Here is a 24,576-nt window from a genome sequence, read left to right as displayed (position 1 = left end):
TTTAACCTGTTGCGCTTTAATGGAAAATCGCCAATTATGTCAGGCAGATTCTGTGCCACGGAGCTGTTTTGATCATGACCCGCACTTTCCGCCTGCTTCCCGCTCTGCTCATGGTTGCCGCGATTTCTGTCATGGCATTGCTTTCGGCTTGCGGCAACAACCGCGTTGCCGAATTCTGGCGCCCGATCAGCGAACCGAACATCATGCTCCCGCTCGACAAGGCGCAAAGGAAGCTCGAATTCGATCTGTCGCAGTGCAATTGCGGCATCTTCCCCACCAACATCCCGCAGCACGAGCTGATCGAATTTCAGCCCGACAAGCAACGCATGGTTGAAACCGGCGTGACCGCGGCCGAAGAAAAAGGCCAGTGCATGCAAAAACCAAGCCTGATCGTGGCCGAATGCATGCGCACGCGCGGCTGGGAGGTCACGCAATGTTCGGGCCGCATGCCGGTGGCGGGCGGCGGCGCCGTTTGCGCGGCCTATGTGTTCTAGGCGGCCATGATACCGCGCTACAGCCGCGCCGAAATGGCGCGCATTTGGGACCCGGAAAACAGGCTCCGCATCTGGTTCGAAATCGAAGCCCACGCTTGCGATGCGCAGGGGGCGCTTGGCGTTATCCCGAAAGCCGCCGCCGCCAATGTGTGGAAAAAAGGCAAGTGGAAGCTTGCGCGGGTTGACGAAATCGAAAAGGAAACCCGGCACGATGTGCTGGCCTTCCTCACAAACCTTGCTGAATATGTAGGCCCGGACGCGCGTTTCGTGCATCAGGGCATGACCTCGAGCGATATCCTCGATACCGCCTTCGCCGTCCAGCTCATGCAGGCCAGCGATTTGCTGCTCAAGGATCTTGATGCCGTGCTCGCGGCGCTAAAGAAGCGCGTGAACGAACAGATCGGCACGCTCACCATCGGCCGCAGCCACGGCATCCATGCCGAACCGACCAGCTTCGGCCTCAAGCTCGCGACCCATTACGCCGCCTTCAAACGCGCCCGCCAGCGCCTTGCGGCCGCACGCGATGAAATCGCGACCTGCGCCATTTCAGGGCCCGTCGGCACCTTTGCCACCATCGATCCGCGGGTCGAAGCCCATGTGGCGAAAAAGCTCGGGCTCGCCATCGAGCCGATTTCAACCCAGGTTATCCCCCGCGACCGGCATGCTATGTTTTTCGCGACGCTCGGCGTGATCGCCAGCACGATGGAAAACTTCGCGACCGAGGTGCGGCATCTGCAGCGCAGCGAAGTGCGGGAAGCCGAAGAACCCTTTGCCAAGGGCCAAAAAGGTTCCAGCGCCATGCCACACAAGCGCAACCCGATTTTGTCGGAAAACCTTACGGGCCTCGCGCGCATCGTGCGCGCCGCCGTTACGCCCGCGCTTGAAAACGTCGCGCTGTGGCATGAGCGCGATATTTCCCATTCGGCGGTCGAACGTGTCATCGGCCCCGATACCACTATCGCGCTCGATTTCGCGCTTGTGCGCCTCACGGGCCTCATCAAAGGCCTCGTGATCTACCCGGCGCGCATCAAGGCGAATTTACAGGCGACCGGCGGCCTGCATTTCTCGCAGCGCGTGCTGTTGGCGCTGACGCAAGCGGGCATGAGCCGGGAAGATGCCTACCGGCTGGTACAGAAAAACGCGATGGCCGTATGGGACAGGCTTGGCGCCGGCAAGCCCGCAAGTTTCCGCGAACAGGTGGAAAAAGACGCAAAGATCAAAAAGCTGGTCGGCGCCAAGGCGCTGGCGGCCTGCTTCGATGAGAAATCCTATATCCGCCACGCCAAAATGATCTGGCAGCGGGTACAGAAGGCCTAGGGATTATTTCCCGTCCATAACCTGCTGCTTGGCGATGGAAAGAAATTCTTCCATCTTCTTTTCGATGCGATGATCGCTGAAATCGAGATCGCGATCGGTAAAATCGCCTTTGATTTTGCGAATCAGATCAGCATGGCCCGCCTCTTCCATATCCGCCATGACAACCGTCTTGGCATAGTCGGAAGCATCGCTGCCGGTCATGCCCATTTGCTCTGCCGCCCACATACCAAGCAGCCGGGCACGCCGGGTCATGACCTTGAAGGTCACTTCCTCGTCATGCTTGAACTTGTTCTCAAAAGCCTTCTGGCGATCATCAAGCCCGGTCATCCTGCCCCCTTTGTGAATGCCAGCAAGGTCATAGCAAACCAAGGCTTTGGCGCAAGATATAAAATTATCCACAGCCCCATACACGGGCCGGAGGAATGATTGTGCCGCAGCCCCCGTCTTGCTATAGCTGTTTCAGTGCCTTAGACAATTGCCCTGTCATACAGAGAAGCAATGTTTTCAGCCCAGATTATGAATTTCCGCATGTCACGCCGCCGCCGCATCTATGAAGGCAAAGCCAAGGTCCTGTTTGAAGGGCCCGAGCCCGGCACCATCGTGCAATATTTCAAGGATGACGCCACCGCCTTTAACAACCAGAAGCGCGGCACCATCACCGGCAAGGGCGTGCTAAACAACCGCATATCCGAGTATCTGATGGTCAAGCTGAGCGAGATCGGCGTGCCCACGCACTTCATGCGTCGCCTTAACATGCGCGAACAACTTGTCCGGCAGGTTGAAATTATTCCGATTGATATCGTTGTCCGCAATATCGCCGCCGGTTCGCTGGCGCGGCGTTTTGGCATACCCGAAGGCACGCAGCTTCCCCGTTCGATCATCGAATTTTATCACAAGAAAGATGAGCTCGGTAACCCGATGGTATCGGAAGAACACATCACCGCATTCGGCTGGGCCGCTCCGCAGGAACTTGATGAAATCATGGCGCTTAGCCTGCGCGTCAATGATTACCTTTCGGGCCTGTTTCTCGGCGTCGGGCTCAAACTGGTGGATTTCAAGCTCGAATTCGGCCGTTTCTTCGAGGAAACCGGCGATATGCGCATCATCCTTGCCGACGAAATCAGCCCGGATAATTGCCGCCTTTGGGATTCCAAGACCAACGAAAAACTGGACAAGGATCGCTTCCGCTGCGACCTTGGCAAGGTCGAAGAAGGTTATCAGGAAGTCGCGCGGCGGCTCGGCATATTGCCGGAAACGGCAAACGGAACCGCCGGACAGGGGAATTAGGGTATGAAGGTACGCGTTGACGTAATGCTCAAGGACGGTGTGCTCGATCCGCAGGGCAAGGCTATCGGCCACGCGCTGCAGGGCCTCGGTTTCAAGGGGCTTGGCGATGTACGCGCCGGCAAGGTGATTGAGCTGGAAATGGATGAAAAGGACCCCGCCAAGGCGGAAGCGGCCGCGAAAAGCATGGCCGAAAAACTGCTCGCCAACATGGTGATCGAAGATTACCGTGTCACCATCATATAACTGCCCGGATCAGCCATGAAACACGCATCCAAACGGTTATTCCTTGCGCTGCCACTCTGCTGCGCGCTCGCTGCCTGCAGCGCCGGCCCGGGCGGCGATACCACCGTGATGGGCACCGAAAACGCGCAGCAGACAGCCGCCCCGAGCTTCGCCCGCATGGCCCCCACCCCTCCGCCCATGCCGCAGGTCGAGATCAAGCCCTGGCCACCGACCGATCCGTGGCTGGTTGCCTGGCGTCGCGGCTATTGGGATTGGAACGGACTGGATTTCATCTGGGTGCCCGGCGAATACATCCCCAAGCCGGTGCCTTCGGCCATTTGGTCCGGCGACAGGTGGGAAAAGCGTAAGTTCGGATGGGTATTCGTTCCCGGCACATGGGAATAACCATGCCCCGCGGCCGCGCGCTCGTTGCCGCCCTTTTATTCTTCGCCCTTTATACGGTGCCGGCGGCGGCAAAAACGGCATCCTTCTTCGTGCCGCCGCAACAAAGCAATGCATCCCTGCAGGTTAGCGAACTCGGCTTTGCCAATATCACGGGCGTGTTTGGCCGTTCCACCGCCAGCTTCAAATTCGACGAAGACGACAAAAGCATCAGCGGCCTGCGGCTCGCGATCGAAAGCGGCAGCCTCGTGACCGGCAACCCCGAACATGCGGCGGCGCTAACCGGCACCGACCAGCTTGCGGCACGGGAATATTCCGAAATCAGCTTCATCCAGCTCAAGCCCGCGACCTTCACAGACGGGAAAGCGAAAATTGAAGGCGAACTGGCGGTGCGCGGCACGCGCAAGCCCTTCACGTTTGAAGCGACCCTGAACCGTACCGGTAGTACGCCCTATGGCGGCGGCTTCTGGGGCGGCGAAGGCTATGCCGCCGGCCTGTCGCTGCGCGGCGCTTTCAAGCGCGCCGATTACGGCATGACGGACCCGTATAAGGAAACCGCAAGCCGCTTCGGCGACGCCATTACGCTGAGCGTGGAAATGCAGGCGTTGCGGCAAAACTAGTTAGCGTCCGCGATATTTGTTTGTTATGGGGTAGCGCCTGTCTTTGCCGAAGGCGCGCGTGGAAAGCTTGACCCCGGGCGGCGCCTGCCGGCGTTTATATTCCGCCTTGTCCAGCATGTGCCAGACCTTAACAACGATTTCCCGCTGATGCCCGCGTGCGACGATATCGTCAACGCTCTGGTCCAGCTCAACAAGCCCCTTCAATATGTCATCAAGCACGTCATAGGGCGGCAATGTATCTTGGTCGGTCTGGTTTGGCTTCAACTCCGCCGTTGGCGGCTTGCTGATCACGCGCGCAGGCATCACCGCCCCGGCGGGGCCGCGCGCGCCTTCCGGCCTGTTCTCGTTGCGCCATTTGGCCACCGCCGTAACGGTCGCTTTATACACATCCTTCAACACCGCATAGCCGCCGCACATATCGCCGTACAGCGTAGCGTAGCCGGTTGATAGTTCGGATTTGTTGCCGGTCGCGAGCAGCATCCAGCCGAATTTGTTGGAAAGCGCCATCAGCGCCAGCCCGCGAATGCGGGATTGCAGGTTTTCCTCGGTCGTATCGCGCTGCTTGCCGGTAAAGGTTTCGGCAAGGCTTTGTTCCAGCACCTGCATGACATTGCTGATCGGCAGCACGTCGTAACGGCAGCCGAGGCAATTCGCGGTCGCCTGCGCGTCTTCAAGGCTGTCTTCCGATGTAAAGGGCGAAGGCAGCATCACGGTCCAGACTTTATCCGGCCCCAGCGCATCGACCGCAACCGCAGCCGCAAGCGCGCTGTCTATGCCCCCGGAAAGCCCGAGCAGAACGCCGGGAAACCCGTTCTTTTCTACATAATCGCGCAAGCCAAGTATCATGGCCTGATACACGGCTTCGGGGCCCTGAAAACTGTTGCTGAAATCGGTGTCGGCCAGTTTTTCGCCTTCCTGCGGCTGCCAGCCTGCCTTTGTGCGTTCCCACTTCGTGATCATCAGATGTTCACGCCACAACGGACCCTGCGCCTTGCAGACGCCTTCGGTGTCGTAAATGAACGAGCCGCCGTCAAACACCAGCTCGTCCTGCCCGCATATCTGGTTGATGTAGGCGAGCGGCAAACCGGTTTCAAAAACGCGTGCGCGCGCGAGCTTGTGCCGCACGGCGAATTTGTTCATTTCATACGGGCTGCCATTGATGGCCAGCAGCATTTCTGCGCCCATTTTTGCAGTGTGGCCGCAGGCATAGGGCTTCCACATATCTTCGCAAATGACGATCCCGAGCTTGATGCCCCTGAACATCACGGGCTCCGGCATCATGCCGGAAGCGAACACCCGCTTTTCGTCGAACGGCCCGTAATTGGGCAGATCGCGTTTGGTCACGACCGCCTTGATCTCCCCCTCGTCCAGCAGCGCGACAGCATTGTAAAGCTGGCCGGTCATGACCCACGGCATGCCGACAACCATGGCAGGGCCTTCCTTGGTATCGGCTGCAAGCTCTTCGATCGCGATACGGCATCCCTTTTGATATCCGCGGCGCAGCACAAGATCTTCAGGTGGGTAGCCGCTGATCGCCAGTTCGGGAAACAGCACAAGATCAGCGCCCGCTTCCGCCGCCTTGCGGCGGAAGGCACGAATGGTTTCACGGTTGCCTTCTATATCGCCGACCGAAAGGTTAATTTGCGCCAGTGCAATCGTCAGCCGGTCAGTCGCCATAATGTTCCTGCAAGCAACCTTATTCGGATTCTTGCTTCAGCTGCTGGGCCTTCAGGCTCATCGCGCTTTGGGTCTTCTGGATTTCCTGTGCGGCGGCATTGGTGATGATTTCGGCCGCGGCCCGCGCGTCATTGCTGGCCTCGTCGCTCAGGCAACGCATGTAATCGGCCATTTCGGCAACCGCCGCGTTGTGATGGATGATCTGGGCATTCAGATCGTTGGCCGGGATTTCTGCGGGACCGCCGATGCCGGCTGCGGTGCCGGGTTTGCGGCAATTGCTTGATTGCCACACGCCTTGCCCGTTCGCGTAATTCATGCTGCCTGCCGCTGCCGGGCCCGCAAGCAGGATCACGCCCGCCAGAATTGTGCAAAATGCCGTCGCTGATTTAACCATAATAGCCTCCGCCGCTGGTATGAAGCAGAAAGGCATTTTGCGCGACATAGACGGCGCTGGCAAGCGCCGTTTCGCCTAGGCGGCCGCGACGTTTACCTTGCGCAGCTGCTTTAGATGTTCCGCTATCAAAAAGGCCAGTTCGAGCGCCTGATGCGCGTTCAGCCGCGGATCGCAGTGCGTGTTGTAGCGTTCGTTCAGCCCCTGTTCCGAAATCGCCCCGGCACCGCCGATACATTCGGTCACATGCTGCCCCGTCATCTCCAGATGCACGCCGCCCGGATAAACCCCCTCGGCCCGGCATATGGAAAGGAAGCTTTTAACCTCGTCCACGATGCGGTTGAAATCGCGGGTCTTGTAGCCGCTTTTGGTTGTCATGGTGTTGCCGTGCATCGGGTCGCTGCACCAAATCGCGGCACGTCCCGCTTTCTTCACCGCGCGCAAAAGCGGCGGCAGCTTGTCGGCGATTTTATCCGAACCCATGCGGCTGATCAGCGTCAAACGGCCGGGTTCGTTTTCCGGGTCAAGCACCTCGATCAGCTTCAGCAAATCGGCCGGGTCGGTCGAAGGTCCGCATTTCAGACCGATCGGGTTTTTGATACCGCGCATATATTCCACATGCGCACCGTCAAGATCGCGCGTGCGATCGCCGATCCAGAGCATATGCGCCGAAACGCTGTACCATTGGTCGGTTGTGCTATCGACGCGGGTGAGCGCCTGCTCGTATGGCAGCAAAAGCGCTTCATGCGCGGTGAAGAAATCCGTCTCCCGGATCTCGGCCACCGTTTCCCCCGTTATATTGCAGGCCGCCATGAAGGCCAGCGCCTCGTCGATGCGCTCGGCCAGGTTCTCATAACGCTTTGATTGCTCGCTCTGCCCCACGAAGGTCATGTTCCACCGGTGCACTTCGTGCAGGTTGGCATAGCCGCCCTGCGCGAAGGCGCGCAGCAAGTTCAGGGTGGACGCGGCCTGATTATACACCTGCAGCATGCGGTCCGGGTCCGGTTCGCGCGCGGCGGCGGTGAATTCCATACCGTTGATAATATCGCCGCGGTAGCTGGGCAACGTCACGCCATCACGGGTTTCATTCGGTTCCGAGCGCGGCTTGGCGAACTGCCCCGCCACGCGGCCGACCTTGACCACCCGCGTCGCGCCGCCGAAAGCGAGCACGACAGCCATCTGCAAAATCACGCGGAACATATCGCGGATGTTGTTGGCTTCGAATTCGGCGAAGCTTTCGGCGCAATCGCCGCCCATGAACAGGAAAGCCTTGCCCTGCGATACATCCGCGAGCGATTTTTTCAGACGGCGCGCTTCGCCGGCAAAAACCAGCGGCGGCATTTTTGCCATCCGCGATTCGGCGGCTTTCAGCTTCGCTTCATCCGCATAAACCGGCATTTGCTTGACCGGCTTCGCGCGCCAGCCTTCGGGGGTCCATGTTTTTGTCATCGCACACACATATCGGTTAGCTGCCGAACGATGCCGGCATATGGTTAGAACAAATTTCAGGGGGGATAAAAAGCTCTATGTTTCCGGGGCTACCGGAACCAGCTAAACGCAAAATAGCCATAACCGCCAAGGGCTTGGCTGGTCAGGGTGGTTGAAAGGAGCTGCGTTTTCATGGATTTATCTTAGCAAGCAAGCGTGCCAGAAGCAACAATCATGTTGCTTGCGCCTACTCCACCGTCACGCTTTTCGCGAGATTACGGGGCTGGTCCACATCCGTGCCCTTTGCCACCGCCGTGTAATAGGCAAGCAGCTGCATAGGGATGGAATACAGAATGGGCATCAGCGCCGCATCGCAATCCGGCAGGGTCAATGACCAGTTTGATTTTCCCGCCAGCCTGTCCATCGCCGCCTTGTCGCCAAACACTAGCGTCCTGGCGCCGCGCGCCCGCACTTCTTCAAGATTGGAAACGGTCTTTTCAAACAGCGCATCCTTCGGCGCCATCATCACAATCGGCACGCTTTCATCGATCAACGCAATGGGCCCGTGCTTCATTTCGCCTGACGCATAGCCTTCGGCATGGATATAGGAAACTTCTTTCAACTTCAGCGCGCCCTCGAGCGCGATGGGGTAAAGCGGCCCGCGGCCCAGATAAAGCACATCGTGCGCCTCCGCCAGCTCGTGCGCGAACTGCTGCAGCTTGTCGTGATGCTGCAAAATCTCGTTCACCTTGGCGGGCATCTCGCGCAGGCCCCGCAATAGCGCCGTGGCGCGTTCGGGTGTTATCGCGCCGCGCGCCTGCGCCGCACCAATGGCAAGACACAGCAGCACCGTAAGCTGGGTCGTGAACGCCTTGGTGGACGCGACGCCGATTTCCGGCCCCGCCAGTGTGGGCACCACGATATCGGATTGCCGCGCGATCGTGCTGTGCGGCACGTTGACGATGGAAAGGATCTTCTGGTTTTCCTTCTTGGCGAAATTCAGTGCCGCGAGCGTATCGGCGGTTTCGCCTGATTGCGTAATGGCGACCGTCACGCCGCCCGGCGCGAGCAAGGCTTCGCGGTAGCGGAATTCCGACGCGATATCGATTTCGGTCGGCAGGCGGGCGATTTGCTCGAACCAGTATTTGGCGACCTTGCCGGCATAATAGGCGGTGCCGCAGCCGATGATGGTAAGGCGCGGAATATCTTTCCAATCGAACGGCATGGCGGGCAGCGAAAGCTTGTTGTCCGCCGTCACCAGCGCATGCACGGTATCGCCGATCACCGCCGGTTGCTCGAATATTTCCTTGAGCATGAAGTGGCGGTACTGCCCCTTGCCCACAACGGCGCCTGAAAGTGCGGTTTGCATGATCTTGCGTTCAACGATTTTATCGTCGCAATCATGCACGATCGCCTTGCCGGGGTGCAGCTCGACCCAGTCCCCCTCTTCCATATAACTGATGCGCTGCGTCAGCGGCGCGAGCGCCATGGCATCGGACCCGAGATACATTTCATCGTTTTCGCTGCCATAGCCGACCGCGAGCGGGCTGCCGCGCCGCGCGCCGATCAGCAAATCCTTATGGCCCGCAAAAACGATCCCGAGCGCGAAGGCGCCTTCAAGCCGCTTCAGCGCCGCCGCCGTCGCTTCCTGCGGCGTCATGCCTTGCACAAGATAATCGGTGATCAGATGCGCGACCGTCTCCGTATCGGTGTCGGACACGAAGCGATGCTGCTTGGCCGCCAGCTCGTCGCGCAACTCGCGGTAGTTTTCGATAATCCCGTTGTGCACGAGCGCAACCCGGTCGGTCGCGTGCGGGTGCGCGTTTTCCTCGGTCGGGCGGCCATGCGTGGCCCAGCGCGTGTGCCCGATGCCGACCGTACCGGCAAGCGGCGTCTTTTCCAGCTTGTCCGCAAGGTTGTTGAGCTTGCCTTCGGCGCGGGCGCGGCCGATATGGCCGTTGACCAATGTGGCGATACCGGCGCTGTCATAGCCGCGATATTCCAGCCGCCGCAAGCCTTCGACCAGAAGGCCCGCAACAGGGCGCTGCGCCAAAATACCTACGATGCCGCACATGAAAACAACTCCGCGAATGGGGCCGGGATCATTTCTGTCTGATTTGCCCATGGCTGGCAAGCCGGCACAGGATCAACAATGGTGACAACATGTTACAAAACAAGAAAAATACGTCCTTGCACGCATGGTTAACATGCGCCAAATACTTTCAAACGCATATGATATTATTATGCCGATTTTTTAAAGGCCGGGCACATGGTTGAAGACATTAAAAAGATTACAATTGTTGGCGGCGGACAAGTCGGCACATCCCTTGTTATGGCGGTACGCAGACAGTATCCGCATGCCGCAATTGCCGTCATTGAACAGGATGCCCGTCTTAAAAATGATTTCGCGCGAGCGCTCAATCGCGCGGGGGTTGATGGAAGCGGTATTACGTTTACGACCACGCCCGACGCGGTCACCGATTCAGACCTCACAATCCTCGCGACGCCGATAAGCCAGTTCGGCAACGCCATAAAATCCCTGCGGGCATATCTTTCCCCCTCAACCATCATAACGGATGTTGGGTCCGTTAAAGAGGCATCGATACGGAATATAAACGCCGCGTTGCAGGAAGCCGGGCTGCAGAACGCTTACGTTCCCGCGCACCCGCTCAATGGGAATGCCGGTTCCGGGCCGTTAAGCGCTTCCCCGGATTCACGCGAAGGCGCCACCTTGTTTCAAGGCAAGCCGGTCGCGTTGATACCGGGCGCCAACCCGCAGGCCCACAACTTCGTTGCCGGTTTCTGGCGTTCGCTTGGCGCCGATGTGCATGAAATGGCTGCGGATGCGCATGACAGAACGCTTGGCGTTACATCCCATCTTCAGCATGCGTTGATGTTTGCACTGATCCAGACCGATTTTTTTAAAGACGGCGAAGGTGCGGATATTGGTGGATGGGTTCACGGACAGCGCGGCATGACCCGCATAGCCGATGCGGGCACGGAAATGTGGCGCGCCATATTCACCGAAAACCGCGCCAATATTTTGCGTTCCGCCGAGAGCTTCAAACATACCCTCAGGCAAATCGCCAAGATCGCCGAAGATGAAACTTCTCTGTGGCGGACCGTAGGTCGCTGGCTTGGTTTCAACAAGCTGAAGGGCATCATTGATGTTGCACATTCGTATGCCAGGCAAGTGTTGGGTGACCGCGGCGGAAACCCGCTACGCGCCTCTTTATATTCGGGAGCCCATGAGGATTTGGCAGGCAGCGCCTTTGCTTCCCTGATCAGCACCGCCATCGCCATGAATGCACGGCACACCGAAACCATCACAGGTCAGCCGATTGCCCCTATCGCAAACCCCAGCTTGAAAGATGGTATGGCGCCTATCGGCATCGATCCGGGCGCCGTGCAAGCTCTTTTAGCCCAATACGGCACACAGCTTCCTGCAATGGTATCGCAGTACATCGAGAAGCTCGACATCCTGATCGACGCGATCAAAAGGAATGACAACAAGGCGATATGCCGTTTCATCGATACCGCGCGGGAAACCCGTAAAGCCATATTGATGAAGCCGTCATATCCTGAAACAAAACCTCAGTTCTCGGCAGATACCGCACTGAAGAGCTGATATCCTTCAGAAACCCTTCTTACTTGGTATCTTTCTTGGCGTCGCGGAAGCGCGTGGCCCAGTTTTCAAGGTTCACCTGTCGCCCGCGCGCGACCGCCAGCGTATCGGCGGGAACGTTTTCGGTTATCACGCTGCCCGCGCCCACAAAAGCGCCGCCGCCGACCTCGACGGGCGCGACCAGCGCGGTGTTGGAACCAATAAATGCGCCATCGCCCACAACCGTTTTATGTTTCCTGAAACCATCATAGTTGCAGGTGATGGTGCCCGCGCCGATATTCGCCTTCCCGCCAACCTCGGCATCGCCGATATAGGAAAGATGGTTGATCTTGGCGCCGGTGCCGATTTCGGAATTCTTGATCTCGACGAAATTGCCGATATGCGCATCAGCGCCGATCGTGGCGCCCGGGCGCAACCGCGCGAACGGGCCAATCACGGCGCCATCACTGACGACCGCGCCTTCAAGATGGCAAAACGGCCTGATCTCGACATTGTTGCCAACCGTAACGCCGGGGCCGAAATACACGTTCGGGCCAACAGTCACATCGCGGCCGAATTTCGTGTCGGCAGAAAGATAGACGGTTTGCGGATCGGTCAGGGTCACGCCCTGCTCCATTGCTTTTTTGCGCAAACTTTCCTGCATCAGACGTTCGGCCTCCGCCAAATCCACGCGGTTGTTGATCCCCATCACTTCATCGACAGGGAATTCCGCCATAGCACATGATAACCCGGCCTCGTTCGCCAGCGCAATCGCGTCCGTCATATAGTATTCCTGCTTGGCGTTTTCGCTGCCTATTGCCTCGATCAGCCGCCAGACATGCTCGCCCGCAAACAGCATGATCCCGCCATTGCAAAGTCGCACCGCTTTTTCTTCCGGGCCGGCATCGAGCGCTTCGACGATCCGCAGCAACGCGCCGCTTTCGCCGCATATTAGCCGCCCGTAAGCAGCGGGATCGGCGGGCCGGAACCCCGCGACCGCCACAGCGGCGCCCGCGGCATCGCGCGCCTGGCAAAGTTTTTGCAGGGAAGCTGTCGTCACCAGCGGCGTATCAGCGAACAGCACGAGCACATCGCCTTTGAAACCTTTCAGTAGCTGTTTCGCGGCGCGGGCGGCATCGCCGGTGCCGCGCGCTTTTTCCTGTATCGCCACGGCGTGTGGCGCAACGGTTTTTGCAACCGTATCCATGCCGGGCGCGAGCACGATCACGATTTTTTCCGGCTTCAGCCCCGCAGCGGCCGCAATCACATGCTGCAACATCGGCTTGCCCGCAACGCGGTGCAAAACCTTGGGCGTGGCGGAATGCATGCGCGTGCCTTGCCCGGCGGCAAGGATGATGCAGGCGATTGGTTTACTTGCTTTCGTCATAGCGATCCTGCATGGCGTAGCACATTCTCCGCTTCCGGTGTAAAGGCGCTTCCCGCGCCGTGCAAAACCATGCCCGGATGCATGACAAGCGGCGTTTTTGCATCCTTCCGGCCGCGCACGATAACGCGCCTGGCCGCCTGCCCTGCGCGCGGCCACAACGGAATAACTTCGATGCCGCCGAATTTGCCTTCCATCGCCGCCAGAACTTCGCCCAACCTGTCGGCGCGGAAAATGATCGTGAAAACAGCGCGATGTTTCAGCCGCACGTGCGCCGCCTTGATCCACGGCGCAAGATCGTCGCCCGCATTGGCGATATTTTTGCTTTTGCGTGGTGAAGGCGAATGGCCGGCAGCGTCATGGAAAGGCGGATTGGCAAAAACATGGTCGAAGCCGCCCGCCGGTATGCTGGCGGGCAAGCGGCGAACGTCCGCCTTCGCGATCCTGCAGGCGCCGCTGCTGATTCCGGCCGCATTTTGCCGCGCGAGCTGGGCCAGATCTTGCTGAATATCGACGCCCGTTACCTTCAGCCGCGCCACGCGCGCCGCAAGGCACATGAACACCACGCCCGCGCCGCAGCCAAGCTCAAGCACCGTCTGCCCCGGCTTGGCGGGTGCGGCAGCGGCCAGCAGCACGGAATCCACCGCCGCGCGGTAGCCCTGCGCGGGCTGGCAAACTGTAATGCGGCCGCCAAGGAATTCATCCTTTGTGAAGGCGGCGGGTGGCTTGGCCATGGGAATTGCACCGGTTAAGATTCCGCTTTAAGTTACCCCAGCATCCGATTGAGGACAAATTTATGGCAACCGTCATCCCGCTTTCCCCGCAGCAGCCGCGCAAAGATCCGCGTACGCCGCTTGACGAGCTTACAAGCCTTGTCGCCGACGATCTGGCCGGGTGCAACGAGCTTATCATCCAGCGCATGCATAGCGGCATTCCGCTTATCCCCAGGCTGGCGGGCCATCTTATTGCGGCCGGCGGCAAACGGCTGCGCCCGGTTCTGACCTTGGCGACCGCGAAGCTGTGCGGCTATGACGGGCAGCGGCACAGAAAGCTGGCCGCTTGCGTCGAATTCATCCATACCGCCACGCTGTTGCACGACGACGTGGTCGATGAAAGCGCGCTGCGCCGCGGCGAACCTTCGGCCAATGCCATCTTCGGCAACCAGCCGAGCGTGCTTGTCGGCGATTTTCTGTTCAGCCGCGCGTTCCAGCTTATGGTCGAAGACGGTTCGCTCGATGTGTTGCGCATTCTCTCCAACGCTTCGGCCATCATCGCCGAAGGCGAAGTGCTGCAGCTCAGCACCATGAACGACAGCGCCACGAGCGAGCAGGCCTATCTTGAGGTCGTGCGCGCTAAAACGGCCGAGCTGTTCGCGGCCGCCTGCCGTATCGGCGCGGTTGTGGCCGGGCGGCCTGCAGCCGAAGAAGAAGCCTTGCGCACCTACGGCCTTAACCTTGGCATCGCCTTCCAGATCATCGATGACATGCTCGATTATTCGGCGCAGCAAGCGCGGCTCGGCAAAACCATCGGCGACGATTTCCGCGAAGGCAAGGTGACGCTTCCTGTCATCCTCGCAATCAATCGCGGCACCAAGACGGAACGCGCCTTCTGGAAGCGCACGCTGGAAGCGCAGGAACAACAGGAAGGCGATCTCATGCAGGCGCAGGCGCTGCTCGGTCGCCACAAGGCACTGCACGATTGCGTGGACCGCGCCCGCCATTACGGCGCCATCGCCCGCGATGCGCTCGGCCTGTTTCCCGACCAACCGGTCAAATCCGCGTTGCTCGACATCATCGATTTCACGATCGAGCGGGAATTTTAGAAGCTGCCGCAGCGGCTTACAGGCCGGTTGCACCGGCCCGCCCGGCCCGCTATAACCGCCCTTCACCGGCATCGGAGAGTAGCTCAGCCTGGTAGAGCACTGCCTTCGGGAGGCAGGGGCCGGAGGTTCGAATCCTCTCTCTCCGACCAGTTTTTTCAGAGACTTAGGTTTTTGTGAAGACCAGAAAATTATTACAGGTGTAATAACTTTAGCTCCTGTTTAATAGGGGTTTTTCCAACCCCTTGCTTGACTCGACAGCGTTCAGAAGACCAAGCTCATCACATGGGAAAGAAAAAACAAACTCTATCAAAAAAAATCGAAGCCAAGGTTTCTAAGAACAAGCTATGGGAAATCCATCGCGGAGAATTAAAACGCGGCAAAGGCCGCCCACCAAAAACAAGTCATCTGTTCAGAGTGATTGGAGAAAAACTTCCTGTCTATTTCCTTGATACGATTGAAAGGGACTTGCAACGGCAAGGGCATGGTCTCGATGGAATATATATAGCCCATGATTCAATGGGATGTGCGCGGTACATAGGTCGCGGGAACATATTTAATCGTTTGAGGGCGCGAATTAAGGCTCAAAAACTGGAGATCAAATACTATTCCTTCTATGTAGTCTCTGAAAAAAAGCATGAACGGGAGATTGAGACATTACTTATTCGCGCAGCTGGGTTCTTGCTTGAGTTTAATACCCGTAAGAAACGCCTTGGCATATCATCAGGCAACATTAAAGACTATGAAGCCGGAACGTATTTTTACGAACGTCAATATAAGAGGGGTCGCCGGAAACATAAAACAGAAAAGAAAAAGCGTCGCCATAAATAACCATCTCATACCATTCAGCCATTCGTAGGCTTTGGCAGCGCCTTCAAGCCAGAATAATGGGCTTGTGAGATACTAAGGGCATCCACCGCTCTCCTCAAATAATCAGGCGAATGCTTCCCGTAAACCTGCTCTACCATCATCTCACTATTGCCAAGCAACCGAGCCACCTCCCTCCTCCTAACCAGTCTTTTTGTCCGCTCGCATGGTGCAGCCCATGATGCAACGGCTGAACGCAAGCATGCCGCCTTGAATGCAACCAGGTCGCATCAGCAACCATTATCGTATTCAATGGCTAATACAATTGTAACGCAAAGCCATAGCAAAGAGCCTTATATTGCAATGCAGCATGTACAGCCGCCCGCATGCGCCGGTGTCACAATAAGATTTGTGCGCGCATCTACACATGTTTACACTCTCTTTATAGTTTACCGCGTAGCGTTTCCGTTATCCCGCCTGCTGCCCTACCCGCTGCGCTTGGCGCCAAAACCATGAATGGAGACAAAAGTTATGTTCGGTCGTTCCCCTGCAAACAGCACAAAAATGGCGCAACTCGCCGCGCTTAATGTCCTTAGCACCAACGTTATGGTGGCGGACGCAGACTACAACATCATTTACGTGAACAAAGCACTTATCAGCTTCTTGACGGTGGCGGAGAAGGATTTACAGAAAGACCTGCCGAACTTCAAGGTTGCCACATTGATCGGCACCAATATCGATGTGTTCCACAAGAACCCTGCTCACCAGCGCCAAATGCTGGACAAGCTTACCGGCACTTTCAAAACCAGCATCAAGGTAAGCGGCATTATGTTCGGCCTTGTCGCCAGCCCGCTGTTCGATGATGGCGGCAAGCGCATCGGCACCATCGTCGAATGGAGCGATTCAAGCCTGCTCGACAATGCCGGGCAAGTGGACGCCATCAAAAAATCACAGGCCGTAATCGAATTCGAACCGGACGGCACAATCATTACCGCAAACGCAAATTTCCTGGGCGCAATGGGTTATTCGCTCGCGGAAGTGCAAGGCAAACACCACAGCATGTTTGCGGATCCCAAATTCGTGGCAAGCGAAGAATACAGGAAATTCTGGGAAACGCTGCGCGCCGGGGAATATCAAGCGGCCGAATACCTTCGCTTCGGCAAAGGCGGCAAGGAGGTGTGGATCAACGCGTCCTATAACCCGATCTTCGATAACAAGGGCAAGGTGTTCAAGGTCGTCAAATACGCCACCGACATCACGAAACAGAAAATGTTGTTCAAGGACGTCCTGACAACCGGCGACGTTGTGGACGAGCTAAGCGGGCTTGCGCAATCGCTTGCCGCAGCCGCGGAAGAATCGACCGCGCAGGCGACATCGGTTGCCGCCGCTTCGGAAGAAGCATCGGCCAACGTGCAGACAGTTGCCGCGGCCACCGAGGAAATGGACGCATCGATCCAGGAAGTGTCGTCGCAGGCAGCCCGTTCCCGTCAAATGGCAACGGAAGCAGTCGAAAAAGTTCACATAGCGAACAAGAATATCAGCACGCTCGGTAAGGCTTCGCAGGAAATTGGCGACGTGGCCGAAATCATTAAGGCGATCGCCGAGCAAACCAATCTGCTGGCGCTGAACGCCACGATCGAAGCAGCGCGCGCAGGCGATGCCGGCAAGGGCTTTGCCGTAGTCGCGTCTGAGGTCAAGAACCTTGCCAATCAGACGACCAAGAGCACGGAAGAAATCGACAAACAGATATCGATGATCCAATCCACCACGCAGGATACCGTGAAGGCGATTGAAGAAGTAACAAAAGCCATCACCAGCGTGAGCGAATCCATCACCACTATCGCTGCAGCGATCGAGGAGCAAAGCGCCACTACCAAGGAAATCTCGAAAAACGTGCAGGAAGCTTCGGTCGCCACGAGCGAGGTTTCGAGCAGCATCACCCATGTTCAGGGCGCTGCAAGCGAAACCGGGAGTATTGCAACACAGCTTCTTAGCGGTGCGGAAAAGCTGATCGCCAGTTTCAAAAAACTTAAGGAACTGACCTGATCAGGTGGCAAGCAGTTGTTCGGTAATAATATTACCCTTAACAGACACAAATTTGCCGTAATTCGGCAAGTTTATGCTGCAGTTGCGAAATAGCAACATGGGTTAATATTCAAGTAATATCCGATGCTTATTTAGTGACGTGTTAATAACCTTGGCCTATCCTTGTTGCATATGCGAACACAAGGAGTGAGTTATGGCCACAAGTTCACACAAAGATCATACGGTGGTAGAGACCAAGATAGGTGAATACGCTGCGGCCCAGCCCTGTTCGGGCACGACCGAGGTTATTTCCCATGTTCTGAGCAAGGGCATTGGTTGCGCTCTTCCCGGCGCTGACGCCCTCAAGAAAAAGCCCGCCTGATCCAAGCCCTGCCCTTTTCTAAAACATCCGGTAAAACAGCCGTAATTGTGGTTTGCCGTATTGGCTATATAGCCATATTATCCCGCCCATAGAATCGTTAACAAACGGGATTTTCATGGAAGCGGCTATTATTTCGTTCCCCGGAAGCAATCGCGAGCGCGATGCCGCAATGGTACTGGAACGGGTGAGCGGCAGAAAACCCAAGATCGTCTTCCATACCGAAACCGAACTTCCCAAAACCGATCTCATCCTTCTTCCCGGCGGCTTTTCCTACGGCGATTATCTGCGCACAGGCGCGATGGCGGCGCACAGCCCCGTGATGCGCGAAGTTATCGCACGCGCGAAATCGGGCGTGCGGGTGCTTGGCATCTGCAACGGCTTCCAGATACTGTGCGAAACCGGCCTGCTGCCCGGCATTCTGCTGCGTAACGCACATATGAAGTTCAACTGCCGGCTCGTGACGCTACGGGTGGAGAACAACCGCAGCGACTTCACCCGCAATTACAAGCATGCGCAGGAATTCAAAACCCCGGTCGCGCATGGCGACGGCAATTATTTCGCGCCGCCCGATACGGTGAAGAAACTGGAAGATAACGGCCAGATTGCCTTTCGCTATGTCGATAACCCCAACGGTTCGGTGCAGGATATCGCCGGGATCATGAACGAAAAGCTCACCGTCCTCGGTATGATGCCGCACCCCGAAAACGCCAGTGAACCGCTGCACGGCCAGGATGACGGCAAGGTGCTGTTCGAAAGCATCTGCCAGAGCATGGCCGCATAGGAAACGCATCATGCCCGCCAACACCGCCACAGCCGAAAAAATGAACGCACCGCCAAGCCTGATCGATATCGCCCGCGAACACGGTATGAACCAGCAGGAATACGCCATTCTGCTTGAAATCCTTGGCCGCGAGCCGAGCTTGACGGAACTCGGCATCGCTTCGGCCATGTGGTCGGAGCATTGCTCGTACAAATCATCCCGCATCTGGCTGAAAAAACTTCCGACCAAGGCGCCGCATGTTATCTGCGGCCCCGGCGAAAATGCGGGCGTGATCGATATCGGTGACGGGCTTGCGGCTATCTTCAAGATGGAAAGCCACAACCACCCTTCCTATATCGAACCTTATCAGGGCGCGGCGACCGGCGTCGGCGGCATTTTGCGCGACGTATTCACGATGGGCGCGCGCCCGATCGCAAACATGAATGCACTGCGCTTCGGCGATCCCTCGCACCCGAAAACGAAATCGCTGGTCGCGGGCGTGGTCGCGGGCATCGGCGGCTATGGCAACTGCGTCGGCGTACCCACGGTGGGGGGCGAAACCAATTTCCATAAAAGCTATAACGGCAACTGCCTCGTGAACGCGATGACGGTCGGCATCGCCCGCGCGGACCGGATTTTCTATTCGGCCGCCGCCGGGGTGGGCAACCCCGTGGTTTATGTCGGCTCCAAGACCGGGCGCGATGGCATCAAGGGCACTTCGATGGCATCGGCGGAATTCAGCGACGATTCGGAAACCAAGCGTCCCACGGTGCAGGTCGGCGACCCGTTCGTCGAAAAATTGCTGATTGAGGCATGCCTCGAGCTGATGGAAACCGAAGCGATTATCTCGATACAGGATATGGGCGCAGCCGGGCTGACCTCGACCTCCGTCGAAATGGCGGCCAAGGGCGGTCTCGGGATCGAGCTCGACCTCGATAAAGTGCCGCAGCGCGCCAAAAACATGAGCGCTTACGAAATCATGCTTTCCGAAAGCCAGGAACGCATGCTGATCGTGCTGAAGCCGGGGCACGAGAAGGAAGCCGAGCGCATCTTCAATAAGTGGGAACTCGATTTCTCGGTCATCGGCACGCTCACCGATACGGGCCGCGTTGTCGTTAAGCGCAACAACAAGGTCGAAGCCGATTTGCCTGTCAACAAGCTGGTCGATCAATCGCCGGTCTATGACCGCCCGTGGGAACCGACCCCGCCGCAGCGCGTGATCGCCACCACCGAATGCCCCCTGCCGGCCGGCAAGGCCGCAACGGATATTCTGCAGCAGCTTATGGCTTGCCCCGATCTTTGTTCCCGCAGCTGGATCTGGGAACAGTATGACAGCATCATCGGTTCCGATACGCAGCAAGGCCCGGGCGGCGATGCCGCCGTGGTGCGCGTGCGCGATAGCAAAAAAGCGCTGGCGATCACGACCGATTGCACGCCGCGCTATTGCGCGGCCGATCCGGTTGAGGGCGGCAAGCAGGCGGTGGCCGAAACATGGCGCAATCTTACCGCCGTTGGCGCACGGCCGCTGGCCATCACCGACAACATGAATTTCGGCAACCCGGAAAAACCGCGCATCATGGGGCAGTTCGTCGGCGCGATACAGGGCATGGCGGATGCGTGCACGGCGCTCGCTTATCCCGTCGTTTCCGGCAATTGCAGCCTTTATAACGAAACAAGCGGCGATGCGATTTTGCCTGCGCCCGCCATTGGCGGCGTTGGCTTGATCGATGATGTCGGCAAGGCGGTTTCCGCTTCCTTCAAGGCGGCGGATGAAACCATCATCGTTATCGGTGAAACCAAGGGCCATTTGGGGCAAACGCTTTACCTGCGCGAAGTGCACGGCAAGGAAGATGGTGCGCCGCCGCCGGTCGATCTGAAGGCCGAAAAGCGCAACGGCGATCTGGTGCGCGGCCTGATCGACCGTCGCCTTGTCACCGCCTGCCACGATACCGCCGATGGCGGCCTGCTTGTCACAATCGCGGAAATGGCGCTGGCCGGCGCGACAGGTGCCACGCTCACGCCCCGGCCCGAACAGCCCGCCGCCTTCTGGTTCGGGGAAGATCAGGCGCGCTATGTCGTCACGGCAAGCGACCCGGCGCCCATTCTGGAAGCCGCGCAGGCCGCGGGTGTGCATGCGCAGCCTGTTGGCACCACGGGGGGCAATGCGCTATCCTTGGCGGACGGCAGCGCTATCAAACTCGCGGATTTGCGCAAGGCGCACGAAAGCTGGCTGCCCGGCTTTATGAAATCATAGGGAAATCAACCCATGGCGATGGACGCAAACGAAATCGAGCAAATGATCATGGCTGCGCTGCCCGGCGCCGCCGTAAAGATCACCGATCTGCGCGGCGACGGCGACCATTACGCGGCCGAGGTTTCCAGCAGTGCTTTTGCCGGCAAATCGCGCGTGCAGCAGCACCAGATGGTCTATGCCGCACTTCAGGGCAAAATGGGCGGCCAGCTTCACGCGCTCGCGCTGACGACCAGCGTACCGCAGGAATAACAGGAAGGAACAAGAACCATGAATAACCCCGTATTCGAATCCATCCGCAACGACATCGGCAGCAACGATATTGTGCTGTTCATGAAAGGCACGCCCGCCTTCCCGCAGTGCGGCTTTTCCGCCACCGTGGTGCAGGTGCTTTCCATGCTGCAGGTGCAGTTCAAGGGCGTCGATGTGCTGGCCGATCCCGGCCTGCGCCAAGCCTTGAAGGAATTCAGCAACTGGCCCACCTTCCCTCAGCTTTACGTGAAGGGCGAGCTTGTGGGCGGCTGCGATATCGTCAAGGAAATGTACCAAAGCGGCGAGCTGCAGCAGCTTTTGAAAGACAAGGGTGTCGCCACGGCGGCCTGATTTTCTTCACGCTTACAACACACTGTCAACACATTGCCATGGAATATCATGGTGATGCCGTGCGCACTTCCCCTTAAATCTTGGTTAATCTTTTTCTGCGATTCTGAAGGCTCGTACGCACCGGCATTCGTTCCGGTTCAAGAACAATAAAAAAACACGAGAAAGTAGCTCCTATGTCTAAGCCTACCAACTACAACAAATTCACCAACCTGCATCTCACCCACGGCCATGTGCTGACGCACAAGGCCGGCGGCTTCAGTGCGATCGTGCGCCTCGCCCGGCCCGAATACCGGCCCGAATACATGACCATCCTCGGCACCTTTACGCCCGGCTGGATGCGCGCGCGAATCAATTGCGACGCGCTTGATCGTGCGGCAGATGACAGCGATGTGCTTTCGGTCGAATTGTGCGAACATTACAGCGTCGCGCCGCTGCACTAATTACGGCTTAATTCTTTGCCGCCGCCATAGCAGCATGGCGACCAATACAAAATTCAGCAGCACCGACAGCGCCGGGTAGAACACGGTGACGATGTTAAGCTGCTGCATGGCCAGCAGCGACAACACATATTTGGTGCCGTCGAGGCAGAAGGTGACGCTGGTTTCCTCGTGCGGCAAATGCCAGCCCTTGCGATAAGTCGGGGCAAACGAAGCGAACGTCGCCAGCGATAACAAAGCCACGCCCCAAACCGGGTTGTCGAGCAGAAGCCAAAGGCCAAAACCGCCGAGCGCCAGCACCAGACAAGCCCAGTCAATCGTTTTTATATAACCAAACGGAAACCGCAGCGCCAAAACCAGAATAACGATGCAGGCAACCAGCGTCAGCCCCGTAACCCACGCGCCGGCCCCGGCGCCCGAATAAATCTGCATCAGGAAAACGGCGCCTGCCATTACCGTCCAGACCAGCCATGAAAACACATGGGGCTTGGTGCGGCCGCGCAGAATGTTCCTTATGTAAAAAAAATAGCTGGGGATCGCCAGCAAACTTGCCGCGATCCCCAGCCATGCATGGTAATCCATCGCTTAGCGCGAATAGAATTCGATAACCAGATGCGGTTCCATCTTCACGGGGTACGGCACGTCGTTCATTTCCGGCGCACGGACGAAGGTCCCCTTCATTTCCTTGTGATCGACCGAAATGTATTCCGGCACGTCACGTTCGGCCAGCTCGGCGGCGGCCAGAACGGTGGCCATCTGCTTGGCCTTCGAACGCAGCTCAACCACATCGCCATCCTGAACCCGGTATGACGCGATGTTGACGCGCTTGCCGTTCACGGTCACGTGGCCGTGGTTAACCAGCTGGCGCGCGGCGAAAACGGTGGGCACGAACTTCATGCGATACACCACGGCATCGAGGCGGCGTTCGAGAAGCTGCACCAGAATTTCTGCGTTGTTGCCCTTGCGGCGCATGGCTTCCTGATAATAGCGGCGGAACTGACGTTCGCCCACATTGCCGTAATAGCCGCGCAGACGCTGCTTCGCCATCAGCTGGATGCCGAAATCGGTGGGCTTGGTGCGGCGCTGGCCATGCTGGCCGGGGCGATATTCGCGCTTGTTGATCGGGCTGCGGGGGCGGCCCCAAAGATTAACACCCAAACGGCGGTCAATCTTATACTTTGCACTTTGACGCTTACTCATTGTTTTTCCTTTACTTTATGTTGTCCCGATAGTCTTGCCGCCATGGCCTTGCGGCCATCCGGCAAGCGGGCTAAGGCACATTCGTCCAAAACCACATTCTCAGGAATGGGGGCTTTTTACAGGTGTCTGGGTGGCAATGTCAATAAACAGCGCCTAGGCGGCCTTATGGCCCTTGATCCATTCAATTAACGATTCCGGCGTGGGCTCTATGCCCTGCTCGTCGCTGCGCCAGTTTCCGGGGCACAGGCGGCCTGTTTGCTCGTGATGTTGCATGGCATCGATAGTGCGGAGCAACTCATCGATGTTCCGCCCAATCGGAAAATCGTTAATTTGCATATGGCGCAGCATGCCGCGACGATCGATCAGGAAAGTCGCACGCAGTGCCACAGCGCCGTTGACTAACACTTCATAGCTGCGCGCGATTTCACGGCTGGCGTCAGCGACAATGGGGAACCGCACGGGGCCTATACCGCCCCGCTCCGGCGCAATTTCCGTCCAGCGCTGATGGCTAAGATAGCTGTCGGTGCTCACGGCCACGACATGGCATTTGCGGCGATCAAATTCCGCCATGCGCACATCAAGCGCCAGTAATTCGGTTGGGCATACATAGGAAAAATTCATGCTGTAGAAAAACAGCACGGCAGGACGGGCGTTGATATGGTCGTCCAGTTCGAAATCGGTCTTCACATACCCGCCAGGCAAAATGGCAACGCCGGTAAAATTGGGCGCCGGGGCGCCGATCATGAGCGTCATTTTTGTTTTTCTCCGGTTATTTATGATGCATGCGGAATATCAAACGCATGGATAAGCGCATGAGCCATCGTGGCCGGCCTTACGGGGAACGGATTGATCGGCGTATTGGCCGGGTCGTAAATCCGCCCGACATCGACGGTCTTGCCGGCTACCTTGTCTATGCCCTTGGCAATAAGAAAAACGTTGCCGCCGTAAAAGACCAGCGCCCTTGCACGATCCGGCACGTAATCGAACGCCACAATCTCCTGCCCCGCCTGCACAAACTGATGCACGGTCAGCATCGTCGCAACGGTTTTCTCGCCAATCTGCCTGATCACCTCGGCATCCGCCGCATCGTCCAGTTTTTTCTCGGTTGCCTTGTCCAAGGTCCCGTTTTCTATCGCACTCTTATGGGGTTCTATGATCCTTTCGAATTTTGATCTGTCAAAGCTGCTGCTATCGATCGGAGTGAGCGACAGAGTATCATAGCTGTGGCCCTTGATAGCCTTCCCGCTATCGCTGACATAATCGCCCTTTATGCCGCGGCCGCCGACGGCCACATACCCTTCATGCGTTTCAGGGCGCGTATCGTCCATAATCTTTTTCACCTTCGCCTTGTTCCCCGCCTTATAGGCGCGGATCAGTTCGTCCGAGGCCGGGTATATTTCCATGGATTTCCCATGGACGGTAATTTTCTGCATCTTCGCCATTCTTTTTCTCCTTTAGAAAATAAA

26 protein-coding genes and 1 tRNA gene are annotated in these 24,576 nt (G+C 57.7%); 16 read left to right on the top strand and 11 right to left on the bottom strand.

Features of this window, described 5'->3' with window-relative positions; genetic code table 11:
• Window positions 1–74: 74 nt before the first annotated feature.
• Window positions 75–494 (top strand): hypothetical protein, encoded by a 420-nt coding sequence (locus GC131_03880; GenBank protein ID MBI1273209.1) that lies wholly within the window; start codon window positions 75–77, stop codon window positions 492–494.
• Between the two features lie 6 nt (window positions 495–500).
• Entirely contained in the window at window positions 501–1,811 is a 1,311-nt protein-coding gene (locus tag GC131_03875; GenBank protein ID MBI1273208.1) for an adenylosuccinate lyase, read from the top strand.
• A gap of 3 nt (window positions 1,812–1,814) precedes the next feature.
• On the opposite strand, the gene GC131_03870 is transcribed toward GC131_03875, so the two are convergent.
• The gene (locus tag GC131_03870; protein MBI1273207.1) at window positions 1,815–2,138 is read right to left on the bottom strand and encodes a DUF1476 family protein; all 324 of its coding nucleotides are present in this window, start codon (window positions 2,136–2,138) and stop codon (window positions 1,815–1,817) included.
• Between the two features lie 201 nt (window positions 2,139–2,339).
• On the opposite strand from GC131_03870, the gene GC131_03865 reads away from it, so the two are divergent.
• The 4 genes from GC131_03865 to GC131_03850 are packed head-to-tail and all read left to right on the top strand — an operon-like array spanning window position 2,340 to window position 4,342.
• Window positions 2,340–3,098, top strand: coding sequence for a phosphoribosylaminoimidazolesuccinocarboxamide synthase (locus GC131_03865; protein MBI1273206.1), 759 nt, complete (start codon window positions 2,340–2,342; stop codon window positions 3,096–3,098).
• Between the two features lie 3 nt (window positions 3,099–3,101).
• The gene (gene purS / locus GC131_03860) at window positions 3,102–3,341 is read left to right on the top strand and encodes a phosphoribosylformylglycinamidine synthase subunit PurS (GenBank protein MBI1273205.1); all 240 of its coding nucleotides are present in this window, start codon (window positions 3,102–3,104) and stop codon (window positions 3,339–3,341) included.
• 15 nt (window positions 3,342–3,356) lie between these two features.
• Window positions 3,357–3,725, top strand: a complete 369-nt coding sequence (locus GC131_03855; protein ID MBI1273204.1) for a hypothetical protein — start codon at window positions 3,357–3,359, stop codon at window positions 3,723–3,725.
• On the top strand, window positions 3,695–4,342 hold the full coding sequence (locus GC131_03850; GenBank protein MBI1273203.1) for a hypothetical protein: 648 nt from the start codon (window positions 3,695–3,697) through the stop codon (window positions 4,340–4,342). Before GC131_03855 ends, GC131_03850 begins: the two co-directional genes overlap by 31 nt.
• Here GC131_03850 and GC131_03845 read toward each other — a convergent pair whose 3' ends face one another.
• The 4 genes from GC131_03845 to glmS all read right to left on the bottom strand — a co-directional run bounded on the left by GC131_03845 (window position 4,343) and on the right by glmS (window position 9,912).
• Window positions 4,343–6,019 (bottom strand): NAD+ synthase, encoded by a 1,677-nt coding sequence (locus GC131_03845; GenBank protein MBI1273202.1) that lies wholly within the window; start codon window positions 6,017–6,019, stop codon window positions 4,343–4,345.
• Window positions 6,020–6,038: 19 nt separating this feature from the next.
• The gene (locus GC131_03840; GenBank protein ID MBI1273201.1) at window positions 6,039–6,413 is read right to left on the bottom strand and encodes a hypothetical protein; all 375 of its coding nucleotides are present in this window, start codon (window positions 6,411–6,413) and stop codon (window positions 6,039–6,041) included.
• Between the two features lie 75 nt (window positions 6,414–6,488).
• Window positions 6,489–7,859, bottom strand: coding sequence for a 3-deoxy-7-phosphoheptulonate synthase class II (locus GC131_03835; protein ID MBI1273200.1), 1,371 nt, complete (start codon window positions 7,857–7,859; stop codon window positions 6,489–6,491).
• 226 nt (window positions 7,860–8,085) lie between these two features.
• The gene (gene glmS / locus GC131_03830; protein ID MBI1273199.1) at window positions 8,086–9,912 is read right to left on the bottom strand and encodes a glutamine--fructose-6-phosphate transaminase (isomerizing); all 1,827 of its coding nucleotides are present in this window, start codon (window positions 9,910–9,912) and stop codon (window positions 8,086–8,088) included.
• A gap of 195 nt (window positions 9,913–10,107) precedes the next feature.
• On the opposite strand from glmS, the gene GC131_03825 reads away from it, so the two are divergent.
• A complete protein-coding gene (locus GC131_03825; GenBank protein ID MBI1273198.1) occupies window positions 10,108–11,466 on the top strand; it encodes a prephenate dehydrogenase/arogenate dehydrogenase family protein in 1,359 nt (452 codons plus the stop codon).
• Window positions 11,467–11,485: 19 nt separating this feature from the next.
• Here the strand turns inward: GC131_03825 and glmU are convergent, their stop codons facing one another.
• Together glmU and GC131_03815 are read right to left on the bottom strand one after the other, a co-directional pair.
• Complete coding sequence (gene glmU, locus GC131_03820) at window positions 11,486–12,829, bottom strand: bifunctional UDP-N-acetylglucosamine diphosphorylase/glucosamine-1-phosphate N-acetyltransferase GlmU (GenBank protein MBI1273197.1); 1,344 nt, start codon at window positions 12,827–12,829, stop codon at window positions 11,486–11,488.
• Window positions 12,826–13,560 carry a methyltransferase gene (locus tag GC131_03815; GenBank protein ID MBI1273196.1) on the bottom strand — a complete coding sequence of 245 codons (735 nt, stop codon included), beginning with the start codon at window positions 13,558–13,560 and terminating at the stop codon, window positions 12,826–12,828. The genes glmU and GC131_03815 overlap by 4 nt, the downstream gene beginning before the upstream one ends.
• 62 nt (window positions 13,561–13,622) lie before the next feature.
• Here GC131_03815 and GC131_03810 point away from each other — a divergent pair, with 62 nt between their 5' ends.
• The 9 genes from GC131_03810 (at window position 13,623) to GC131_03770 (ending at window position 21,913) form a co-directional block, all read left to right on the top strand.
• Window positions 13,623–14,648 carry a polyprenyl synthetase family protein gene (locus GC131_03810; GenBank protein MBI1273195.1) on the top strand — a complete coding sequence of 342 codons (1,026 nt, stop codon included), beginning with the start codon at window positions 13,623–13,625 and terminating at the stop codon, window positions 14,646–14,648.
• A gap of 72 nt (window positions 14,649–14,720) precedes the next feature.
• Window positions 14,721–14,797: transfer RNA gene (locus tag GC131_03805), tRNA-Pro, on the top strand.
• Between the two features lie 133 nt (window positions 14,798–14,930).
• The gene (locus GC131_03800) at window positions 14,931–15,476 is read left to right on the top strand and encodes a hypothetical protein (protein MBI1273194.1); all 546 of its coding nucleotides are present in this window, start codon (window positions 14,931–14,933) and stop codon (window positions 15,474–15,476) included.
• A 492-nt stretch (window positions 15,477–15,968) separates the two neighbouring features.
• Complete coding sequence (locus GC131_03795) at window positions 15,969–17,498, top strand: PAS domain-containing protein (GenBank protein MBI1273193.1); 1,530 nt, start codon at window positions 15,969–15,971, stop codon at window positions 17,496–17,498.
• Window positions 17,499–17,974: 476 nt separating this feature from the next.
• Complete coding sequence (purQ, locus tag GC131_03790) at window positions 17,975–18,640, top strand: phosphoribosylformylglycinamidine synthase subunit PurQ (GenBank protein ID MBI1273192.1); 666 nt, start codon at window positions 17,975–17,977, stop codon at window positions 18,638–18,640.
• Between the two features lie 40 nt (window positions 18,641–18,680).
• Entirely contained in the window at window positions 18,681–20,873 is a 2,193-nt protein-coding gene (gene purL / locus GC131_03785) for a phosphoribosylformylglycinamidine synthase subunit PurL (protein ID MBI1273191.1), read from the top strand.
• A 12-nt stretch (window positions 20,874–20,885) separates the two neighbouring features.
• Window positions 20,886–21,122, top strand: coding sequence for a BolA/IbaG family iron-sulfur metabolism protein (locus GC131_03780; GenBank protein MBI1273190.1), 237 nt, complete (start codon window positions 20,886–20,888; stop codon window positions 21,120–21,122).
• A gap of 18 nt (window positions 21,123–21,140) precedes the next feature.
• Complete coding sequence (gene grxD, locus GC131_03775; protein MBI1273189.1) at window positions 21,141–21,473, top strand: Grx4 family monothiol glutaredoxin; 333 nt, start codon at window positions 21,141–21,143, stop codon at window positions 21,471–21,473.
• A 173-nt stretch (window positions 21,474–21,646) separates the two neighbouring features.
• Complete coding sequence (locus GC131_03770) at window positions 21,647–21,913, top strand: hypothetical protein (GenBank protein MBI1273188.1); 267 nt, start codon at window positions 21,647–21,649, stop codon at window positions 21,911–21,913.
• Here GC131_03770 and GC131_03765 read toward each other — a convergent pair whose 3' ends face one another.
• From GC131_03765 to GC131_03750, 4 genes are all read right to left on the bottom strand, one after another.
• Window positions 21,914–22,492: a hypothetical protein gene (locus GC131_03765; GenBank protein ID MBI1273187.1), complete on the bottom strand. Its 579-nt coding sequence runs from the start codon at window positions 22,490–22,492 to the stop codon at window positions 21,914–21,916.
• 3 nt (window positions 22,493–22,495) lie between these two features.
• The gene (rpsD, locus tag GC131_03760; protein MBI1273186.1) at window positions 22,496–23,110 is read right to left on the bottom strand and encodes a 30S ribosomal protein S4; all 615 of its coding nucleotides are present in this window, start codon (window positions 23,108–23,110) and stop codon (window positions 22,496–22,498) included.
• Between the two features lie 153 nt (window positions 23,111–23,263).
• Window positions 23,264–23,863, bottom strand: coding sequence for a redoxin domain-containing protein (locus tag GC131_03755; protein ID MBI1273185.1), 600 nt, complete (start codon window positions 23,861–23,863; stop codon window positions 23,264–23,266).
• Window positions 23,864–23,883: 20 nt separating this feature from the next.
• Window positions 23,884–24,552 (bottom strand): hypothetical protein, encoded by a 669-nt coding sequence (locus GC131_03750; GenBank protein ID MBI1273184.1) that lies wholly within the window; start codon window positions 24,550–24,552, stop codon window positions 23,884–23,886.
• Between the last annotated feature and the right edge of the window lie 24 nt (window positions 24,553–24,576).

The sequence above is a fragment of the Alphaproteobacteria bacterium genome, from assembly GCA_016124955.1.
In the GTDB taxonomy this organism is placed as follows: domain Bacteria; phylum Pseudomonadota; class Alphaproteobacteria; order UBA9219; family RFNS01; genus RI-461.
This window is presented reverse-complemented; position numbering and strand designations above follow the sequence as displayed.

Coding starts and splice junctions, on each gene's coding strand:
- grxD (MBI1273189.1), top strand. CDS start 21,141: ATGAATAACCCCGTATTCGAATCCATCCGCAACGACATCGGCAGCAAC.
- glmU (MBI1273197.1), bottom strand. CDS start 12,829: ATGACGAAAGCAAGTAAACCAATCGCCTGCATCATCCTTGCCGCCGGG.
- GC131_03795 (MBI1273193.1), top strand. CDS start 15,969: ATGGAGACAAAAGTTATGTTCGGTCGTTCCCCTGCAAACAGCACAAAA.
- GC131_03815 (MBI1273196.1), bottom strand. CDS start 13,560: ATGGCCAAGCCACCCGCCGCCTTCACAAAGGATGAATTCCTTGGCGGC.
- GC131_03755 (MBI1273185.1), bottom strand. CDS start 23,863: ATGACGCTCATGATCGGCGCCCCGGCGCCCAATTTTACCGGCGTTGCC.
- glmS (MBI1273199.1), bottom strand. CDS start 9,912: ATGTGCGGCATCGTAGGTATTTTGGCGCAGCGCCCTGTTGCGGGCCTT.
- purS (MBI1273205.1), top strand. CDS start 3,102: ATGAAGGTACGCGTTGACGTAATGCTCAAGGACGGTGTGCTCGATCCG.
- GC131_03825 (MBI1273198.1), top strand. CDS start 10,108: ATGGTTGAAGACATTAAAAAGATTACAATTGTTGGCGGCGGACAAGTC.
- GC131_03870 (MBI1273207.1), bottom strand. CDS start 2,138: ATGACCGGGCTTGATGATCGCCAGAAGGCTTTTGAGAACAAGTTCAAG.
- purQ (MBI1273192.1), top strand. CDS start 17,975: ATGGAAGCGGCTATTATTTCGTTCCCCGGAAGCAATCGCGAGCGCGAT.
- GC131_03750 (MBI1273184.1), bottom strand. CDS start 24,552: ATGGCGAAGATGCAGAAAATTACCGTCCATGGGAAATCCATGGAAATA.
- GC131_03770 (MBI1273188.1), top strand. CDS start 21,647: ATGTCTAAGCCTACCAACTACAACAAATTCACCAACCTGCATCTCACC.
- GC131_03865 (MBI1273206.1), top strand. CDS start 2,340: ATGTCACGCCGCCGCCGCATCTATGAAGGCAAAGCCAAGGTCCTGTTT.
- GC131_03880 (MBI1273209.1), top strand. CDS start 75: ATGACCCGCACTTTCCGCCTGCTTCCCGCTCTGCTCATGGTTGCCGCG.
- GC131_03765 (MBI1273187.1), bottom strand. CDS start 22,492: ATGGATTACCATGCATGGCTGGGGATCGCGGCAAGTTTGCTGGCGATC.
- GC131_03840 (MBI1273201.1), bottom strand. CDS start 6,413: ATGGTTAAATCAGCGACGGCATTTTGCACAATTCTGGCGGGCGTGATC.
- GC131_03850 (MBI1273203.1), top strand. CDS start 3,695: ATGGGTATTCGTTCCCGGCACATGGGAATAACCATGCCCCGCGGCCGC.
- rpsD (MBI1273186.1), bottom strand. CDS start 23,110: ATGAGTAAGCGTCAAAGTGCAAAGTATAAGATTGACCGCCGTTTGGGT.
- purL (MBI1273191.1), top strand. CDS start 18,681: ATGAACGCACCGCCAAGCCTGATCGATATCGCCCGCGAACACGGTATG.
- GC131_03855 (MBI1273204.1), top strand. CDS start 3,357: ATGAAACACGCATCCAAACGGTTATTCCTTGCGCTGCCACTCTGCTGC.
- GC131_03810 (MBI1273195.1), top strand. CDS start 13,623: ATGGCAACCGTCATCCCGCTTTCCCCGCAGCAGCCGCGCAAAGATCCG.
- GC131_03845 (MBI1273202.1), bottom strand. CDS start 6,019: ATGGCGACTGACCGGCTGACGATTGCACTGGCGCAAATTAACCTTTCG.
- GC131_03835 (MBI1273200.1), bottom strand. CDS start 7,859: ATGACAAAAACATGGACCCCCGAAGGCTGGCGCGCGAAGCCGGTCAAG.
- GC131_03875 (MBI1273208.1), top strand. CDS start 501: ATGATACCGCGCTACAGCCGCGCCGAAATGGCGCGCATTTGGGACCCG.
- GC131_03800 (MBI1273194.1), top strand. CDS start 14,931: ATGGGAAAGAAAAAACAAACTCTATCAAAAAAAATCGAAGCCAAGGTT.
- GC131_03780 (MBI1273190.1), top strand. CDS start 20,886: ATGGCGATGGACGCAAACGAAATCGAGCAAATGATCATGGCTGCGCTG.